We start from the raw sequence: 19,047 nt of genomic DNA, 5'->3' as shown, positions 1-19,047 counted from the left end.
AGCGTTCTTTACGGGAGCCAGCGACAGATAGAGGCTCTGTTAAGGAGAAGCGATTGCCATAAATGGGCTCCTACAGAGACTGCGCTTTTCTGTAGGAGCCCATTAATGGGCGATCAGCCCTGAACACACCTCCATTTCGACCAATAGCAACCCGACAGAAATCAGGTTGCACCTAGTTGCACCTTTACACGCTAACCGTTAGCCTGCCGTCCGACCGCGCGATCCTTCCGGGCTTTCTCTGCCCCTCGCGCGCAGTGCCAGACAATCGAGGGACGACGTATCCCTCCCACAGCTCGACGAGGATCTCTCATGGCAGCCACAACCGTTGGTGTGAAGCTTGATGACGCGACCCGCGACCGCCTGAAACAGGCCGCGCAGACGATTGATCGCACCCCCCATTGGGTCATCAAGCAAGCGATTTACAACTACCTGCAACAGATCGAAGCAGGTAACGCCACGGTTGGCGCAAGTGTCGAGGAAGGCAACGAAGAGACGGAAACGCCCGAAGCCAGCCATCAGTACTTCCTGGATTTTGCCGAGAGCATCCTGCCCCAATCCGTGCTGCGCGCCGCGATCACCTCGGCCTATCGTCGCCCCGAGCAGGAAATGGTGCCGATGCTGCTGGAACAGGCGCGCCTGCCCGAAGCCACGGCTGAAGCCGCACACAAGCTCGCCTACCAGCTGGCTGAGAAACTGCGTAACGCCAAGGGTGCTGGCGGCCGCGCCGGTATCGTTCAGGGGCTGCTGCAGGAGTTCTCGCTGTCTTCTCAGGAAGGCGTGGCATTGATGTGCCTGGCAGAAGCCCTGCTGCGCATCCCGGACAAAGGCACGCGCGATGCGCTAATCCGCGACAAGATCGCCAACGGCAAGTGGCACGACCACCTCGGCAAGAGCTCGTCGATCTTCGTCAACGCGGCCTCCTGGGGCCTTCTGCTCACCGGCAAGCTGGTATCGACGCACAACGAAGAGAAGATGTCCTCGGCGCTCAACCGCATCATCGGCAAGAGTGGCGAGCCGGTCATCCGCAAGGGCGTGGACATGGCCATGCGCATGATGGGCGAGCAGTTCGTCACGGGTGAGACCATCGGTGAAGCCCTGGCCAACGCCACCCGCTTCGAAGCCAAAGGCTTCCGCTATTCCTACGACATGCTTGGCGAAGCTGCGCTGACCGAGGAAGACGCGCAACGCTACCTCGCTTCCTACGAGCAGGCCATCCACTCGATCGGCAAGGCTTCCAACGGCCGTGGCATCTACGAAGGCCCGGGCATTTCCATCAAACTGTCCGCCCTGCACCCGCGCTACAGCCGCGCTCAGTACGAGCGCGTGATGGACGAATTGTACCCACGCCTGCTCGGCCTGACCCTGCTCGCCAAGCAATACGACATCGGCATCAACGTCGACGCCGAGGAAGCGGATCGCCTGGAGCTGTCGCTGGACCTGCTCGAGCGTCTCTGCTTCGAGCCGAAGCTGGCCGGCTGGAACGGCATCGGCTTCGTCATCCAGGCCTATCAGAAGCGCTGCCCGTTCGCGCTCGACTACGTGATCGACCTCGCCCGCCGCAGCCGTCATCGCCTGATGATTCGTCTGGTGAAAGGCGCCTACTGGGACAGCGAGATCAAACGCGCCCAGGTCGAAGGTCTCGAAGGCTTCCCGGTTTATACCCGCAAGGTCTACACCGACGTTTCCTACATCGCCTGCGCCCGCAAACTGCTGAACGCGCCGGACGCCATCTTCCCGCAGTTCGCCACGCACAACGCCCACACGCTGGCGGCGATCTACCAGATCGCCGGGCAGAACTACTACCCTGGCCAGTACGAGTTCCAGTGCCTGCACGGCATGGGCGAGCCACTGTACGAACAGGTCGTGGGCAAGCTCTCCGAAGGCAAGTTGAACCGTCCGTGCCGCGTGTACGCGCCGGTCGGTAGCCACGAAACCCTGCTGGCGTACCTCGTTCGCCGCCTGCTGGAGAACGGCGCCAACACCTCGTTCGTCAATCGCATCGCCGATCACTCGATTTCCATCAATGAGCTGGTCTCCGACCCGGTCGTGGAAGTCGAGAAGCTGGCCGCGCAAGAAGGTGGCATCGGCCTGCCACACCCACGCATTCCACAGCCGCGCGACCTCTATGGCAGCGCACGCGTGAACTCCAGCGGTATTGACCTGGCGAACGAACATCGCCTCGCGTCGCTCTCTACCGCGCTGCTGACCAGCGCCATGCAGGACTGGAAAGCCCTGCCGATGCTCGGCGGCGCCGTCAGCGAAGGCACGCAGGAGCCGATTCGCAACCCAGCAGACCACGCTGACATCGTTGGCTACGTGCAGGAAGCGTCGGAAGCAGATGTCGACACCGCTCTGCAAGCCGCGGCGGCGGCCGGCCCCATCTGGCAGGCCACACCGCCAGCTGAACGTGCGGCGATCCTCGATCGCGCCGCCGACCTTATGGACAGCCAGATCCAGCAGCTCATGGGCGTGCTGGTGCGCGAAGCCGGCAAGACGTACATGAACGCCATCGCCGAAGTGCGCGAAGCCGTGGACTTCCTGCGTTACTACGCGGTGCAGACGCGCGAGCATTTCGATAACGGCAGCCACCGCCCACTGGGCCCCGTGGTCTGCATCAGCCCGTGGAACTTCCCGCTGGCGATCTTCAGTGGTCAGGTCGCAGCCGCCTTGGCGACCGGTAACACCGTACTGGCCAAGCCCGCAGAGCAAACCCCGCTGATCGCCGCACAAGCCGTGCGCATCCTGCTTGAAGCCGGTATTCCGGAAGGCGCGCTGCAATTGCTGCCAGGTCGCGGTGAAACCGTCGGTGCCCGCCTCGTCGGTGACGAGCGCGTCAAAGGTGTGATGTTCACCGGCTCGACCGAAGTCGCCGGCATCCTTCAGCGCAACCTCGCCGGTCGCCTGGACGCCAACGGCAAACCGGTCCCGCTGATCGCCGAAACAGGCGGCCAGAACGCCATGATCGTCGACTCCTCGGCACTGGCCGAACAGGTGGTGATGGACGTCGTCGCCTCGGCATTCGATAGCGCCGGCCAACGTTGCTCTGCCCTGCGCGTGCTCTGCGTTCAGGAAGACGTGGCCGATCGCGTGATCACCATGCTCAAGGGCGCTATGGCTGAATATCGCCTGGGCAACCCCGAGCATCTCGCCGTGGACATCGGCCCAGTGATCGACGCGGAAGCTCAAGCCAACATCGAAGCCCACATCAAAGGCCTACGCGACAAGGGTCGCACGGTTCACCAGCTGTCCCGCGTAAGCAAGGCCGAGGTAGGCCGTGGCACCTTCGTCGTACCGACGCTGATCGAACTCGACAACTTCGATGATCTCAAGCGTGAAGTCTTCGGCCCCGTGCTGCACGTCGTGCGGTTCGCTCGCAAAGACCTCAAGTCCCTGATGGACCAGATCAACGGCACCGGTTACGGCCTGACGCTCGGCGTGCACACCCGCATCGACGAAACCATCGCTCAGGTCGTCAGCCATGCCCATGCCGGCAACCTCTACGTCAACCGCAACATGGTCGGCGCCGTGGTCGGTGTGCAGCCGTTCGGCGGCGAAGGCCTCTCCGGGACCGGCCCGAAAGCTGGCGGCCCGTTGTACATGTACCGCCTGCTGTCGACCCGCCCGGACAACGCCATCAGCCAGGCCTTCTTGGCCAGCGACACAGGCGCCACCCTCGATGCCGGTGCCCGCAGCCTGCTGCAGAAGCCGTTCACCGAACTGGCCGAATGGGCGAAGAAGCAGAAGCGCACCGACCTCGTGGCCGCGTGCGAGCACTTCGAGGCGGAAAACCAGAGCGGCACGACGCGTCTGCTCCCTGGCCCGACTGGCGAACGCAACAGCTACACCCTCTCCCCGCGCGAAGCCGTACTCTGCCTCGCCGAGGAGCAGGACGACCTGCTGACGCAGATTGCTGCCGTGATGTCGGTGGGCAGCGGGGCTGTGGTGCAGAAGACCAAGGCCACTGACGAACTGGTTACGAGCCTGCCAGCAGCCGTACAGGCCAAGGTCGTTCGTGTCGCGGACTGGAAACAGCCCGATGCGCGCTTCGACGCGGTGCTGTACCACGGCGACTCCGATCAGCTTCGTGAAGTCTGCCGCACGGTCGCCGAGCGCAAGGGCCCGATCGTCAGCGTCACCGGCCTGTTCCGTGGCGAAACGGCAGTGCCGCTGGAGCGCTTGCTGATCGAACGCTCGCTGAGCGTGAACACCGCAGCAGCGGGCGGGAACGCGAGCTTGATGACCATCGGTTGATGGCTAATCGCAGCAGCACAAAAAAGGCGGTGTCTTCGGACACCGCCTTTTTATTTGGCTCGCTGTAGGGCAGGTGCAACCCGCAGCTGTCACCGCTCGAAAGCAACGCCACACTTGACCCTGCATCTGAGCCTAAAAGCCGCGGGTTTTACCCGCCCTACAACATCCATTTAAAACGTTGGAGACTGTAGGGGTGACCGGGCGGCGACCCGCTTTAGTCGCGAAGCCCTTCGCAGAAGGGCCGCTTTCAAAAAGCCCGCTTGCAGCTATGGACCGGGCATGCAGTACGGTGCATCGATCAACGAGCGAGGCGACTAAAGTCGCCCCTACAAGGCAGACGCCTTACCGCACCAGACACGGCTTCTTGTTATCGAACGTCCAGCCTGGGATGAGGTACTGCATGGCCACGGCATCGTCCCGCGAGCCTAGGCCCATGTTCTTGTACAGCTCATGCGCCTTGGCCAGCTCGTCCATGTCGATCTCGATACCCAGGCCCGGCTTCTTCGGCACCTGCACCAAACCACCTTCGATTTTCAGCGGCTCCTTGGTCAGGCGTTGACCGTCCTGCCAGATCCAGTGGGTATCGATCGCAGTGACCTTGCCCGGCGCGGCAGCGCCAACGTGGGTGAACATCGCGAGCGAAATGTCGAAGTGGTTGTTCGAATGCGAACCCCAGGTCAGGCCCCAGTCGGCGCAGGTCTGTGCGACGCGTACAGAACCTTGCATCGTCCAGAAATGCGGGTCGGCCAGCGGGATGTCGACGGATTGCAGTGACAGCGCGTGCACCATCTGGCGCCAGTCGGTGGCGATCATATTGGTAGCGGTCAGCAGGCCCGTTTCCCGACGGAACTCAGCCATCACCTCACGCCCGGAGAAACCGCCCTCGGCGCCGCAAGGATCTTCGGCATAGGCAAGTACGTGGTGCTGATCGCGGCATAGGCGGATTGCTTCCTTCAGCGACCAGGCCCCATTCGGGTCCAGCGTGATACGCGCGTCCGGGAAGCGCTCGGCCAATGCAGTCACCGCTTCGATTTCCGCATCACCGGAGAGCACACCGCCCTTGAGTTTGAAATCTTTGAAGCCGTAGCGCGCATAGGCCGCTTCGGCGAGCCGCACGATCGCCTCAGGTGTCAGGGCTTCTTCGTGGCGCACGCGGAACCAGTCATTATCCGCGTCGGGCTCGCGGCGATAAGGTAGGTCGGTTTTGCCTTGGTCGCCGACGAAGAACAGGTAGCCCAGCATTTCGACCGCATCGCGTTGCTGGCCTTCGCCGAGCAATGCAGCGACGGGCACTTCCAGATGCTGACCCAATAGGTCGAGCAGCGCCGCTTCCACGGCCGTAACGGCGTGGACGGTGATGCGCAGGTCGAACGTTTGCAACCCACGGCCACCGGAATCGCGGTCGGCGAAGGTCTGGCGCATCTGGTTCAGCAACTGCTGGTAACGCCCGATGGGCTGACCGACCAGCAGGCTGCGCGCGTCTTCTAAGGTCTGACGGATCTTCTCGCCGCCCGGCACTTCGCCGAGACCCACGTGACCCGCACTGTCCTTAATCAACACGATGTTGCGCGTGAAGTACGGGCCGTGAGCGCCGCTGAGATTGAGCAGCATGTCATCGTGACCGGCCACTGGAACGACGGTGAGCTCGGTGATGACGGGTGTTCGGCTGACAGCCTGGGTCTGCGCGTTCATGGATATTCCTCTTGTTTTATGACCGACCCGCAAGCGAGGTTCATGACCTGAGCACCCGCCCGCAGCAGATAAGTCATCATACAAGTTGGTTAAACAAAGGCAAGATGCTTTCGTTTTTGCGCGCAAAAAGACGGGAAAGCGCCCTGTAAGGAGGCTTGACCTAATGCTTAAGCAATAATTTGTTGTCGTACAACGCGACGGAATCATGCACGCCAATGACGCATAAGCTACGTCTCGACGGTGTGCCCGGTGTTAAGCTTTTACCCATTCGCAACTGGAATCACCGATGTCGTTATCTACATCCACCGTTCGGCGCAGCCCTGGCCTCGCTCATGAAATGGTCAGCGAGCTCACTCGACGCATTGTCTTGGGCACGTTGAAGCCGGGCGACAAGCTGCCTTCGGAAAACACCTTCGTGAAGGAATACGGCGTCAGCCGCACGGTCGTACGCGAAGCACTGTCGCGCCTGCAGGCATCTGGGTTGGTGGAGACGCATCATGGAAAGGGCACGTTCGTCCTTGAGCGCGTTACGCACAACGGCCTGCGCCTCAGCCACGAGACGGCAAACAATGTGCGTGGCGTATTGGAACTGCGTTTGGGGCTCGAAACACAGGCAGTCGCCCTTGCAGCACTAAGGCGGACGGACGCACAACTGGCCGAAATGCGCCAGGCACTGGATGACTATGAAACGCTCGCCAGCACCGGCGACAGCTGCGCCGAGCCGGATAAACGCTTCCACCTGCTGATTGCCGAGGCGACCGGCAACCCCTACTTCACCGACATCCTGCTGCACCTTGGCAACGCGATGATCCCCCGCAGCCGAATAGCCCCTGAAGAACGCGGTGACAGCGATCTGAGCCGGCAGGCCTACCTCGCTAACCTCGAGCACGAAGCCATCTACAACGCCATCCGTCGTCAGGATACGGACGCCGCCCGCGCGGCGATGTGGACGCACCTGACGAATAGCCGCGAACGCTTTACCCCGGAGTCAGAGACATGAGCCAGCCGGACATTAGCGCCCGCACCATCGCCCATTACGGTCGCAATGCCGCCGGGTTTCGAGAGAACACGCGAGACCACGATGTCAGCCAAAACATCGATGCACTGCTGCGCCATTTACCGGCGCACGAAGCGCTGACGATCCTCGACTTCGGCTGCGGGCCCGGTCGCGACTTGGCAACCCTCAAGGCGCTCGGCCATCGACCGATCGGACTGGATGGAACCGCACAATTCGTGGAAATGGCTCGTCAGGACAGCGGCTGCGAGGTTTGGCAACAGGACTTCCTGGCACTGAATCTGCCGGCGGCCCATTTCGACGGCATCTACGCCAACGCGTCGCTCTTTCACGTACCTAGCACCGAACTGCCGCGCGTGTTGCACGAGCTACACGCAACGCTCAAACCCGAAGGCGTGCTGTTCAGCTCCAACCCCCGCGGCGCAGGGCAAGAAGGCTGGCAAGGCGAGCGCTATGGCGTCTGGCACGACATCGAATCGTGGCACCGCTATCTCACTGCGGCCGGCTTCATCGAGCTCGAGCATTACTACCGCCCCGCCGGTTTGCCTCGTGATCAACAGCCGTGGCTGGCAAGCGTGTGGCGGAAGGTGGTTCGTAAGGCATTTTGAGCCGCTGAGCGGGTAGAAACGGGCAATCCATTGCTTGGGCCGTATCCGCCCAACTTGTCGCGGCGACCTCTTGGGCGCAGGCGACTAAAGTCGCCCCTACCGAAGTGCGTAGGCTAAATTCTTCGGTAAACTTCAATCCTTGTAGGGGCGACTTTAGTCGCCCGCGATGCCTCGCTCACCATCAGCCCCACAGCAAAAATTAATTCTGTGAGTCGTAGGGCGGATTAGCCGAAAGGCGTAATCCGCTGTGCTTCTCACCCGCCTCACTGTAAACGCCGTCTAGAACAGATCGAGTTGCCCCGGCGCCGTTTCTGGCGTGGCCTGCATGATGGGCGCTACTTCGGTTCGTAACCGCTCCGCCAATCCCGCCGCACGCTCGGCGCGGGTGGTTACCGCTTCGGCCAGTCGCTCCGGCAGGCCCCAGATTTCAACCCGCCGCTTCGCCCGAGTAATGCCGGTGTAAAACAACGCCCGCGTGAGCAGCGGACTCGGCTGCTCAGGCAGCGCCAACAGAACCTCGTCGAACTCCGATCCCTGACTCTTGTGTACGGTCATGGCGAACGCGCTGTCGTGACTGGGCAGGCGTGCCGGAGCGAAGTGGCGGAATTCGCCCTCGCCTTCGAAGAACACTCGCAGGCCGAAATCCGTGCTCAGGCACACGCCCACGTCACCATTGAACAACCCTAGCGCATAGTCATTCTGACGAACCATCACCGCGCGCCCCGGGTACCAGCGTTCCCGTTCGGCCAGCCCATGGCGGCGCTTGAACCGCTGCTCCAGCGCATCGTTCAGGCTTGCCACGCCCCATGGACCTTCCCGCTGCGCGGCCAATGCGCGGAAGGCTGCGAAGGCAGCGAACGTCGCCTCGGGATCACCGGTTTTCGCAGTGGTGAGATACGGCAAGTACCCGGCTTCCAATCGATCCAATAGCGCTGCCTGGACGGGGGCTGATTGCCATGCCAGATCCGGACGGTCTTCTTTGAGCAACCGCTGCGTACCGACGGCATCGCCCGCATTGATACGCCGCGCCAACTCGCCAATGCCACTGTCACCGGCGAAACGGTGGCTGTGCGTCAGCAGCACCACCGCATCCCCGAGTGCAGAGCGAGGTGGATCAAGCGGGACCAACTGCCCGGTGACGCGTCCCAATGCGTCGACCGTCTCCGCATCGAAACCCCGTCCCTCGCAAAGCTCGGCAAAGACAGCGCCCGCTTCCACCGCTGACAATTGGTCCTTGTCCCCCAACAGGATCAACCGCGCGCCAGCTGGCATCGCGTCCACCAGCTTGGCCATCAATGCGAGATCCACCATCGAGGCTTCGTCGACGATCAGTACGTCCAACGCCAGCGGCCGCGCGGCGTCATGGCGAACCTGAGGGCTGTCGCCCCGCGCACCGAGCAAGCGATGCAACGTCAACGCCTCTTCGGGCAGTGCGGCCTTGATCGCATCGCTGACCGGCAGCTGCGCCTTGGCATTACGAATCGCCTCGGCCATCCGCGCGGCAGCCTTGCCGGTCGGTGCAGCCAGGCCGATCGCCAGCGACTCGCCGCCTGGTTGTTCCAGCAATGCCGCCAGCAGACGCACGACGGTGGTGGTCTTGCCTGTCCCAGGCCCGCCGGAAATGACGGCCAGCCGCCGGCTGACGGCCTGCGCTGCAGCAAGGCGCTGCCAATCCGGGGATTGACCGGCGTTGAAAGCGAACAATCGATCCAAGCTTTCGCGCAAAACGCTCTCATCGACCTCAGGACGCGCCGCAACGCGCGTCAACAATGCCTCCGCGAGGGCCTGCTCATAGGCCTGATAACGCGCAAGGTAAAGCCGATCCCCGTCGAGGATCAGCGGGCGATAGTCGCCGGGGCTTCCGATCACGGAGGCCTTGCTCAACGCGGTGCGCCAATCAGTGAGCGCAGGCAAGGTGAACCGATGCTCAGGCCACGGTCGGCGCCCGGCCAGGCGGTCCAGAGGCATGCATACATCGCCGGCTGCCAGCGCCTGCACCACCAACGCCGCCGAGGCGAGCACGACCTCATCGGTCAGCGGGTCGAGGCGTTGCAGGCTTTCCGTTATCGCCCTTTCGAGCGGGCCCAACGGGAGTTCGGTCAGGCTTTGGGGAAGACGCGGCTCAACCATGCGTGTCACCTCCCTGGAACAATGCATCCAAGGCGTCCAGCAACGCATCACTTGGGCGCGCGAAATGCACGCCGGCCTCCGGCATGCCGCGCAGGAACAGGTACCAGGCGCCGCCCAACTGGCTGTCGTCGAAGCCAGCGAGGCGCTGACGCAGAAAGCGCCGCAGCGCCACGAGATAGATCAGGTACTGCAGGTAGTAGTGCTCCCCGGCGATAGCTTGCTGCAACCGCTCCCCGCCGTAGTAATTCGCGTCCGGGCCCAACCAGTTGGATTTGTAGTCGAGGATGTACCAGAGGCCATCGTGCTCGAAGGTGAGGTCGATGAAGCCTTTCAGAAAGCCCTGAAGATTATCGAAGGTCAACCTCTCGGCCGCCGTCCGCGCAGCAAGGTCCAATCCCATCCCAGGATCGACCAGAATGCGCCGCAGCGCGTCCATGTTCAGCCCGGCGACCGGAAAGGTGAAGCCCAGCTCGGGTAAACGCCGGCCACCATCCAAGGCCGCCAGGCTAAGGCCAGCGCCATCCAGATCACAGGTCAGGACACGCTCCAAGTGCGCCCGCGCCACGTCGCCCCAGAGCACCGCATCGATCCCGTGGGCGGTCAACGCCGGGTCGACCAACGCGTTGAGGTCGCCCTTGCCCCGCGCCCAATCCTCGAAGATCGCGTGCAGACAGGTTCCTGCTCGCGCGCCCCGCGGAAAGGCAAAAAAGCCTTCACCTGGTTCGGCAGCGCTGGGGATGAACAACGTGTCGCGATCCGGGGCCTCCATGTGCATGCCCGCGGCCAATCCAGAGAAGCTGCCGATCCGCCAGGCGCTGGACAAGGTCCGCGCGAGCGCCGCCTGCCGCCCCGGCGCAGCCGCCCGGTGCTCCCCGCCCACATGGTGTTCTTCTTCGAACGCCGGTACCACGGCGATGCCACCGGCACTGTCTAACGCGAGTGTTTCGATCTCCTGCCGCAGAGTAGCCGGCGTCTGAATTTTGAGGTGTTCAGCCAGAGCGGTTAGTGCATCCGTACCTGCGCTCTGCCGGCCATGAAGCAACCATGCCAGCGCGCTGCTGTGCAGACCGTCATCCTTCAACGAACCGTCCTTCTTTACCGCGCAATCGATCGGTCCCCAGTGCAGCCACAGTCGATCTCGTGCTCGCGTCAGCGCCACATAGGCAAGCCGCAGCCGCTCGGCGAAGCGCTCTTCGCGCGCACGCTGGCGATAGTCGTCCAAGTGCTCGCTGCCCAGGTCGAGCAGCGGCGTGCCGCCCTCGGCGTGACACGTGATGTCTTCGTTCTGCCGCAACAGGGCGCCGTCCCATAGATACGGGCAAAACACCAACGGATACTCCAGCCCCTTGGACGTGTGGATGGTGACGATCTGCACCCGATCGGCATCGCTTTCCAGACGCAGTAACGCATCCTCACCGTGCACCTCAGCCGCGCGCTGTGCGTGGAACCAGGCAAGGAGCCGTTCGAGACCGGGCCGCTTCAAACTCTCGGCCTGCAGCAACTCGGCAAGGTGCAACAGGTTGGTGAGCCGCCGCTCGCCTTCCGCCAGCGCCAATAGACGCTCGGCCACGCCCTGCTCATCCAGCCAGGCACGGAACACGCGCATGAAGCCCTGTTGCTGCCACAATTGGTGATAGCGCTCGGCCTGCTCGCGCTCCTCATCCCAGGCCCGGCTGTCCGCCTCGCTCGCCGCCAGTTGCGCGGCGCTCCTGCCCAGGAGCCGCGAACCGAGCGCGTACCGCAGCAACCCTTCGCGACCCGGTTCGGCATAAGCCGCCAGTACGGCTGCCAGATCAGCCGCCTCCTCGCTGTGCCAGACGCTTTCCTTGCCACGCCGCACGCTGGAAACACCCCGCGCCAGCAGCTCCGACGCAATTTCGCCCGCTTGCCGGTGGCTGGAGACAAGGACCGCGATATCACCGCCTTGGAGAGGCGTGCGCAGGTTGTTGTCCGCGTCGTCGAAATAAGCCTCGCCACGTGCACTCGCGGCCAGCAGGTAAGCGATGCGCCGCGCGGTGTCGGTCGCCGCCCGCGCGCCAGCTTCACCTTTGCCAAGGTTGTCGTCGCCTAGCCAGACCAGCGACAACGGCGCCGCATCCGCGGGCAATACGAGTTGCGCACGCGGGCGCTCGCTCGCGCCCACCTGGACATAATCCAACCCGTTTACGGCGAACGGCGCCGGGCGGTCGAACAATTGATTCAGTGCCGCGATGAGTGCAGGCGTGGAGCGATGATTCGTCGCGAGGCTGTACTGCCGCGCCGCTTCCTCACGCGCCTGCAGGTAGGTGTTGAGGTCCGCACCACGGAAGGCGTAGATCGCCTGTTTAGGATCGCCGACAAAACACAGATCACCCGTTTCACCGGAATAAATGCGCGAGAAGATCGCGTACTGAATGGGATCGGTGTCCTGGAACTCGTCGATGAGCGCGACCGGGTACTGCTCCCGCAACGCCTGCGCCAACTGTTCACCGCCCTCGCCTTCAAGGGACTGCTTGAGCCCGTTCAGCAGATCGTCGAACGCCAGCAGGCGCTGCGACGCTTTGCGCTGGGGCAGCTGAACGTTCAACGCAGCCAGCATCCGAACGTGTAGGTCGATCAGCCGCTGCTCGCCGACCGGCAACGCCGTCTCTAGCGCTTCGGCCAACGCGTCGAGCGCCTCAGCCAACTCACACAATGGGGCGACGTGGCCTTTTTTGCAGGCTTTCGCCAGTGCCATTGCCCCCAGTTTCTGCACGCCTGCCGGCAGGCTGAACAACCCGGCGATATCCGCGAAATAACCGTCCAACTCAGCTTGCCAGCCAGCAAACTTCTCGCGTTTGTGCGTACTTTGGCTGAGCCCTTCGTGGGCCAACAACGTCGCAATCCAGCCCCGGCCCGCTTCCGCCCAAAGCGCTGCCGCCCGCCGCCACGCCTCATCGACGGCAGGCAATACGGGCGCTTCCGCCGCTTGCGGCTCGACGCGCAGGTAAGGCTTGCCTAGATGCGGCCGTAGCCGCTGGCGCAGCCCCTGCGGGGTAACCTTCTTGTGGACGAGAAACGCCGCCCAAGCCGGATCGGTCTTTGCCAGCTCATGCCGCCAGAGGTCCGCCAACAGCGCATCCACCAGCTCGCGGTCATCCTGGGTCAACTCACTGTCGAAATCCCCGCCTGCATCGAACGCCGAATCCTGCAGCGCGCGCTGGCAAAAGCCGTGAATGGTGAAAATCGCCGATTCGTCGAACCCATGCACCGCCAACAACAACCGACGGTGGCTTGCAGGATCCGGAAACCGCGCGTGCAGGTCGTTGAGCAACGCATCGTTGCCAGGGCCGTTTTCATAAATGTCCAGCAACTCGGCCAGGCGCTTACGAATTCGCTCCCGCAGCTCCGCCGTCGCCGCCTTGGTGTACGTCACCACCAGTATCTGCCCAACGCTGAGCTGCCGTTCCAGCAGCATCCGTGCGTACAACGCCGTCAGCGTCCAGGTCTTGCCCGTGCCAGCACTGGCCTCGATTAGGGACCGACCGTTGAAGGGGGATGTGAGGAGGTTGAGGGTAGTCATTGTTTGTCCTGTCCTGGCGCAAGACGAGAATTCGCACAGTCCTGTAGGAGGCCTCCGGGCTGCGACCAGCTTGTGGGCGATCGCTTTAGCGCAGACACCCCCACGGTGTCAGTTAAGACACTGATCGCCAGCAAGCTGGCTCCTACAGGGATCGGGGTCGTCGAAAATGTTGTGTTCATTCCTCTTCGCCCCCCTCACTCAACGCATCCAACGCGGGCCCATAAAGCGACTCTGCCAACGCTTCGAAACGCTCATCCAGCGGGTCCCCACCACGGAAGGCCAATGCATTCCACGGATCGAGGCTTTCACCGGTGAGGTAGTCGTTGCCCGTCCAAAGCACGCGCGCTTCCATGCGGGCGGCGTCGAGGGGTTCTTTGCGGCCGGGGTTGCGGTATTTCTGGGCGAAACCATGGCTGCTGCGAGGGAAGACCGGTAGTGGACGAACGAGGGCTTCGCGGTAGGCGACAATCCAAGGTTCGAGGGCGGCGATGGGATCGGCCACCGGGCCCAGGCGCCATTCGCTTTTTGGCGACAGCAAGCGGCTTTCACGGGTGATCTCAGGGCCCGCGCAGGCATTGAGCATGAGGTGCCGCAGCCAGAACGGCGCGAGTTCCCAGGCGCCAAGATCGCGCAGGCGGTAGTCGAACAAGCCACTGGCGGTGACACCGTCGAGCCATCCATGGAGGTGGACACCACCGATCCGCAGGTTGATGAGCAACGGCTCGGGCGCGCCATCCGGGCGCTCTTCCAGCAAGGTCGGCATGAACGCGCGAATCGGTCCGCGTAATTGCCCCCAGTAGGCCTGACCGAGCTCACCGGTCGGTAACCAACCGGAAGCCGCCGCCACACGACGCTCATCGGCTTCGCTCCAACCCCGTTCGGCGGCCTCCAGTGCCAGGCGGCGCAAGCCGTTCAAGGCGGGGCGTTCCAATGCAAAGGGTTCGTCACCAGGCAGCGCCTCCTCGGCCTCGGGCAGGCGCAAACCCAGGCGTTGCTCGAGCAGGAAGCGGGCCGGGTGTTTGAAGCAGTGCACCAGCAGACTTGGTTCGAGCGTGAGTTCGGCGTCTTCGGGCGGCGGCATTTCGGAGATGAAAGCCGGCGGCTCGGCCAGCGGCGCCTGCGATAGCCGTTGCGCAGCTCGATGCCAGGCTGCAGAGAAGCCTTGGCGACGTCCTTGCGCGAAGTTGCCCGAGGCGAATGGCTGGAGGGGATGCGCGATGCAGATGCATTCGCTGACGGCAGTGCCTTCGCTCCCCGCGGCTGTCAAATCGACCGCTTCGAGCAATTCACTGACCAACACTGACGGCGGCAGATGGGCGTTGTTGCGGGGGTCGCGCCCGACATAGCTCAAGTAAAGGCCGTCGCGTGCCGACAGCAGGGTTTCGAGGAACAGGTAGCGATCATCGAGACGCCGCGCGCGGTCACCACGCCGAGGCTTGCGGGCGACCAGATCGAAGCCTGCGGCTGGCGTGCGCCGAGGCAATGCACCGTCGTCCAAGCCCAGCAGGCAGACCCAGCGGAACGGCAGGCTGCGCATCGGCACCATGGTGCAAAAGGTCACGGCGCCCGTGAGGAATCCGCCCGCGCTGCCGTTGCCTTCGAGGGCAGCCGCCAATTGCTGACGCACCAGCGCGAGTTCGACGGGGCGCTCGACCCCGGACGCATCGGCCTGTTCGGTCAGCGCGGCGCAGGCCTGGCTCAACATCAGCAGGACGTCGCCCGACTCGCGCTCATCGAACAGCTCGTCGAGCAATTGCTGCAGTACGGGCGTCCATTCGCGCAACGGGCGAGGTGCCTGCAACGCATTGCACAGACCCGAAAGCCTCGAGACGAAGGCATGGAAGCGGCCCAAGAGCTGTCCACGCGCACCTTCCAGCGCATCCAGCGGAAACTCATCGCCCAACAAGGGCGGCGCGTTTCCTGCCAAACGCGGGGGCGCACTGAACCCCAACAACAGTCGGTCGAGCCCCTGCCGCCAGGTATAGGACGCGTCTTCCGGCAGCCCGAGTTCGGCGCGGTGCTTGGCGTCGCGGCCCCAGCGAACGCCGGCAAGGTGCAGCCATTCGCGGATCGAAGCCAGATCCTCGGGCTCGATCCCGACCCGTCGCGCAATGGCGGGTTGTTCGAGCCAAGCGACGACTTCTTCAGCGGTGAAGCGGCTTTCCGGCAGGGCGAGTAATTCGATGAAGGCTTCGATCAACGGCAGCTCGGCGCGCAAACTGCGGTCAGCCAGACTAAAGGGAATTCGCGGCGCGCCTTCGCGAGGCGCGAACACCGCTTCGATGAACGGCGCATAGCGCTCGATATCAGGCGTGAGGACCACGACCTGATCTGGCGTCAGGGTCGGATCGGCGTTGAAACGAGCCAACAGTTGGTCATGCAGGATCTCGACTTCGCGCAGAGGCGAGTGCGCAACGTGCAGCTCCAGCGAGCGATCCGTCGGCGACCACGACAAACGCTCGTCAGGGTGCCGCGTGCGGAGGCGCAGGACATCGTTCTGCAAGGCATGCAGGAGCGTGTCATCGGCGAGCGCATCGTCATCGCTATAAAAGCCGGTCTCATCCGCCGCAGAGGCGAACAGGGTGTCGAAGAAATCTCGTCCTTGTTTACCCAGGCTTGCCAGCAGCGGATTGCCCACGTCCAGATACCAGCCGTCTGGATCGGCATCCGGCTGGACGGCGAGCTCGCGGATGTCTCGAATATCGCCCCACGCTTCGCGGCTCGGGTTGAGCGCGAACAGCACGACGTCCGTGTGCCGCGCCAGCGCTTCCAGTACGCGCAAGTGATGCGGCGGCAGGCTGCTGATACCAAAGACCAACAAACGCTCGGGCAGCGTTTCCAACGGCTCATCGGAACCCAGTCGCGCTAGCAGATCGCCCAACAGCCGCGCCCGGTGCGGATGACCGTCTTTGGTCAATTCACGCCAGAGCAGTGCTTGCCAGGCTTCATCTGGACCCAGGTCGCAGGTCTCACCGCGCTCCCACGCCGCAAGCCAGTCGTCACGAAACAGCAGATATTGGTCGAATACGTCTGCGATTTTCGCTGCCAACGCGAATCGACGGCGCTCATCACCCCCTTCGAGGTAGCGTTGCAGGCGTTCGGCTCCTGCAAGATTGCCTGGCTCGCACAGCCAGTCATACAGGCGCCAGGTCAGCGCTTGCGGGTTGAATGCAGACTGCTCGGGCAGCGCTCCCAGCACATCACGCGTCAGGTCCCAGACAAAACTTGCCGGCAGTTGCACCTTGAGGTGCATGGCGATGCCTTCTTCGCGCGCCAATTGCAATGTGAGCCAACGCCCGATGCCTTGGCTGGGTACGACAAGCCGGGCGGGCGCCAGCGGATCGCGCTGGGGCTGCGCAAGCAGGCGGCTGGCAAGCGTGCCAAGGGTTTCCAGGTCGGGGGCGTGGTAGAGACGGAACATGCGCTTAACCAAAGAACCAATAGCAGACGAAGATCGAGGCAATGACGCCGCAAAGGTCCGCTAGCAACGCGCAGCCCACTGCATGCCGCGCGCGCTGGATGCCGACGGCGCCGAAATAGACGGCTAATACGTAGAACGTCGTCTCGGTGCTGCCCTGAACGGTCGCTGCGATCAAAGCCGGAAAGCTATCGACGCCCTGGGCCTGCATCGTTTCGATGAGCATCGCGCGCGCGGCACTGCCAGAAAAGGGTTTCACCAAAGCGGTGGGCAGCGCGTCGACGAAACGCCCATCCAAACCCAACGACAGTACGACCCAGCGAATGCCGTCGAGGGCAATTTCCAATGCCCCGGATGCACGCAGTACGCCCACCGCACAGAGCATCGCGACCAGATAAGGAAGCAGACTCTTGGCGACGTCGAAGCCCTCTTTGGCGCCTTCGACGAATGCTTCGTAGACGGGTACCTTGCGCACCGCACCAACCAGCAGAAAGACCATGATCAATCCGAACAGCGTAAGGTTGCCTAATAGCGATGAGAGCGCGCCAAGGGCGGTCACCGACAGGCTGGACAGCAGGGCCATGAACGCACCGAGTAAAAGCGCGCCCGGAATCAAATAGGCAAGCACCACCGGGTCCCACAGCCGAAGCCGCTGCATGACCGCGACACTGAGCAAACCGATGAGGGTCGAGCAACTCGTCGCCAGCAAGATGGGCAGGAAGACCAGTGTAGGGTCTTCAGCCCCTTGCTGTGCGCGGTACATGAAGATGGTGACCGGCAATAACGTCAGGGACGACGCGTTCAGCACCAGAAACAGGATCTGCGCGTTACTGGCCACCGTGCTGCTTGGGTTGAGTTCCTGTAGCGCGCGCATGGCTTTGAGCCCGATCGGTGTCGCAGCGTTGTCTAGGCCCAATCCGTTGGCCGCGAAATTCATGGTGATGAACCCAAGGGCCGTATGGCCGCGTGGCACCTCCGGCATGAGCCGAGCGAACAGTGGCCCCAGCAGGCGTGCTAGCAGGTCGATCAGGCCCGCTTTCTCGGCAATCTTCAGGAAGCCCAGCCATAGCGTGAGCGTACCGAACAGCAAGATCATCACATCTACGGAAAGCTTGGCCATGGAAAACAGGCTTTCCACAATGGCCGCCCACACGCCGGGATCTCCGCCCAACCATCGAGCGAGTCCTGCAATCGTGCCAACAAGAAAGAAACACAGCCAAAGACCGTTGAGCATCTGGGAACCCTTATCGAAGTGCCCGGATGATAACGATTGAAGAAGAGAGGGTCACGGCATAGGCAGAACGCCTTGGCCACTGGCTGACGCCGCACCTGCGTACCGGAACTCGCTTGTGGCGAGATTCCGGTTGCAGCACACCTGATCCAGCCCGCACCGCGGGAGTACTCCCTGTACCCCTAGGTCGCTCCAGACATCAAAAGCAACCCGGCTCCATGATCAGCGCTCCTTCGATGAAGCGCGATAACACCTGAGTATTCAGGTCATGTGTAACGGTTTGATGAACCGTTACTTACAGAATTCGGGTCAACACGCACACCGACTGCTTGAACGGGTGTGCGGTCCGACCGGCGATCCATCGCTTCAAAGCGTCCGACCAACGTGTCAGGGTCGACGGCGACCGAAGATGAAGGACAGCACGAACAGGACCAGGAAGACGACGAATAGAATCTTGGCAATGCCTGCGGCGGTGCCTGCGATTCCGCCGAAACCCAGTACAGCGGCGATTACGGCAATTACCAGAAATGTCAGAGCCCAGCTCAACATGGCGTTTCTCCTCTTGTTTGAACCTACTTTATTTGGAGCTTTAACGACGCCCCGTGGTTCAGGTGCGTAGCGTCGGTGATGTGAAATCTTCCGCCACGACCGTCGGTTTGACGGTGTGCGTGGGCTGATCGAATTCGTTTGGATCCATCTGCTTTAGGAGCATCACGCCTGCGAGGTATGCGAGGATCAAAAGTACGCCCGAACCCAGTAACGCCATTGCAAAAAACTCGATAGGCATCATGAACGGCACCTTAAAACACCCAACGTGGCTGACGTGTCGTCTCAGCGAAGTCCTGGCGCTTCTCGGCGCGCTGGACCTTGACATCGCGGTCCACACGGCCCAAGAACTGAGCACCGTGTACCACGCGCGATTCATAAGGAAGGATGTGCTGGACCGTCGCGGACTTCGCGGTATCTGCAGTGGCGACGGCGCCATTCGGGAGCTGATGTTCGACCAGGGCGACGAGTGCAAAGGCGGCTGCAACCATGAAGCCTTTGTTCGCTAGTGTGCGGCTTTGCAGACGATTCATCCTGATCTCCTCGAATACTGATGTGGCTGGGGCCAAATTCGTTCTATGCGAGAGTCACTGCAGGCAGCATGCCAGAAAAAAC

The 19,047-nt window shown here is 62.7% G+C and carries 11 protein-coding genes; 3 read left to right on the top strand and 8 right to left on the bottom strand.

Translation table 11 applies throughout. The annotated features are described in order from the left end of the window. Positions 1–309 precede the first annotated feature (309 nt). On the top strand, positions 310–4,251 hold the full coding sequence (gene putA / locus IEY47_RS11235; protein ID WP_188983317.1) for a trifunctional transcriptional regulator/proline dehydrogenase/L-glutamate gamma-semialdehyde dehydrogenase: 3,942 nt from the start codon (positions 310–312) through the stop codon (positions 4,249–4,251). Between the two features lie 342 nt (positions 4,252–4,593). Here the strand turns inward: putA and gudD are convergent, their stop codons facing one another. Beyond that, a complete protein-coding gene (gene gudD, locus IEY47_RS11230; protein WP_188983316.1) occupies positions 4,594–5,943 on the bottom strand; it encodes a glucarate dehydratase in 1,350 nt (449 codons plus the stop codon). Positions 5,944–6,229: 286 nt separating this feature from the next. Between gudD and IEY47_RS11225 the strand changes: the two genes are divergently transcribed. Both IEY47_RS11225 and IEY47_RS11220 read left to right on the top strand, forming a co-directional pair. Then, positions 6,230–6,943: a FadR/GntR family transcriptional regulator gene (locus tag IEY47_RS11225; RefSeq protein ID WP_188983315.1), complete on the top strand. Its 714-nt coding sequence runs from the start codon at positions 6,230–6,232 to the stop codon at positions 6,941–6,943. Further along, positions 6,940–7,566 carry a class I SAM-dependent methyltransferase gene (locus IEY47_RS11220; protein WP_188983314.1) on the top strand — a complete coding sequence of 209 codons (627 nt, stop codon included), beginning with the start codon at positions 6,940–6,942 and terminating at the stop codon, positions 7,564–7,566. The genes IEY47_RS11225 and IEY47_RS11220 overlap by 4 nt, the downstream gene beginning before the upstream one ends. Positions 7,567–7,845: 279 nt before the next feature. On the opposite strand, the gene recD is transcribed toward IEY47_RS11220, so the two are convergent. From recD to IEY47_RS11185, 7 genes are all read right to left on the bottom strand, one after another. Beyond that, positions 7,846–9,696 carry an exodeoxyribonuclease V subunit alpha gene (recD, locus tag IEY47_RS11215; protein WP_188983313.1) on the bottom strand — a complete coding sequence of 617 codons (1,851 nt, stop codon included), beginning with the start codon at positions 9,694–9,696 and terminating at the stop codon, positions 7,846–7,848. Then, complete coding sequence (gene recB, locus IEY47_RS11210; protein ID WP_188983312.1) at positions 9,689–13,237, bottom strand: exodeoxyribonuclease V subunit beta; 3,549 nt, start codon at positions 13,235–13,237, stop codon at positions 9,689–9,691. The genes recD and recB overlap by 8 nt, the downstream gene beginning before the upstream one ends. 175 nt (positions 13,238–13,412) lie before the next feature. Next, the gene (gene recC / locus IEY47_RS11205) at positions 13,413–16,658 is read right to left on the bottom strand and encodes an exodeoxyribonuclease V subunit gamma (protein ID WP_188983311.1); all 3,246 of its coding nucleotides are present in this window, start codon (positions 16,656–16,658) and stop codon (positions 13,413–13,415) included. A gap of 4 nt (positions 16,659–16,662) precedes the next feature. Then, positions 16,663–17,889: a spore maturation protein gene (locus tag IEY47_RS11200; protein WP_188983310.1), complete on the bottom strand. Its 1,227-nt coding sequence runs from the start codon at positions 17,887–17,889 to the stop codon at positions 16,663–16,665. Between the two features lie 384 nt (positions 17,890–18,273). Next, positions 18,274–18,435, bottom strand: coding sequence for a DUF1328 domain-containing protein (locus IEY47_RS11195; protein ID WP_188983309.1), 162 nt, complete (start codon positions 18,433–18,435; stop codon positions 18,274–18,276). A 58-nt stretch (positions 18,436–18,493) separates the two neighbouring features. After that, entirely contained in the window at positions 18,494–18,676 is a 183-nt protein-coding gene (locus tag IEY47_RS11190; protein ID WP_188983308.1) for a hypothetical protein, read from the bottom strand. 10 nt (positions 18,677–18,686) lie between these two features. Further along, positions 18,687–18,965: a hypothetical protein gene (locus IEY47_RS11185; protein WP_188983307.1), complete on the bottom strand. Its 279-nt coding sequence runs from the start codon at positions 18,963–18,965 to the stop codon at positions 18,687–18,689. Between the last annotated feature and the right edge of the window lie 82 nt (positions 18,966–19,047).

This window comes from Pseudomonas matsuisoli (assembly GCF_014647635.1).
Classification (GTDB): domain Bacteria; phylum Pseudomonadota; class Gammaproteobacteria; order Pseudomonadales; family Pseudomonadaceae; genus Pseudomonas_P; species Pseudomonas_P matsuisoli.
Note: the sequence above shows the minus strand (reverse complement) of the source record. Positions and strands in the feature narration are given on the sequence as shown.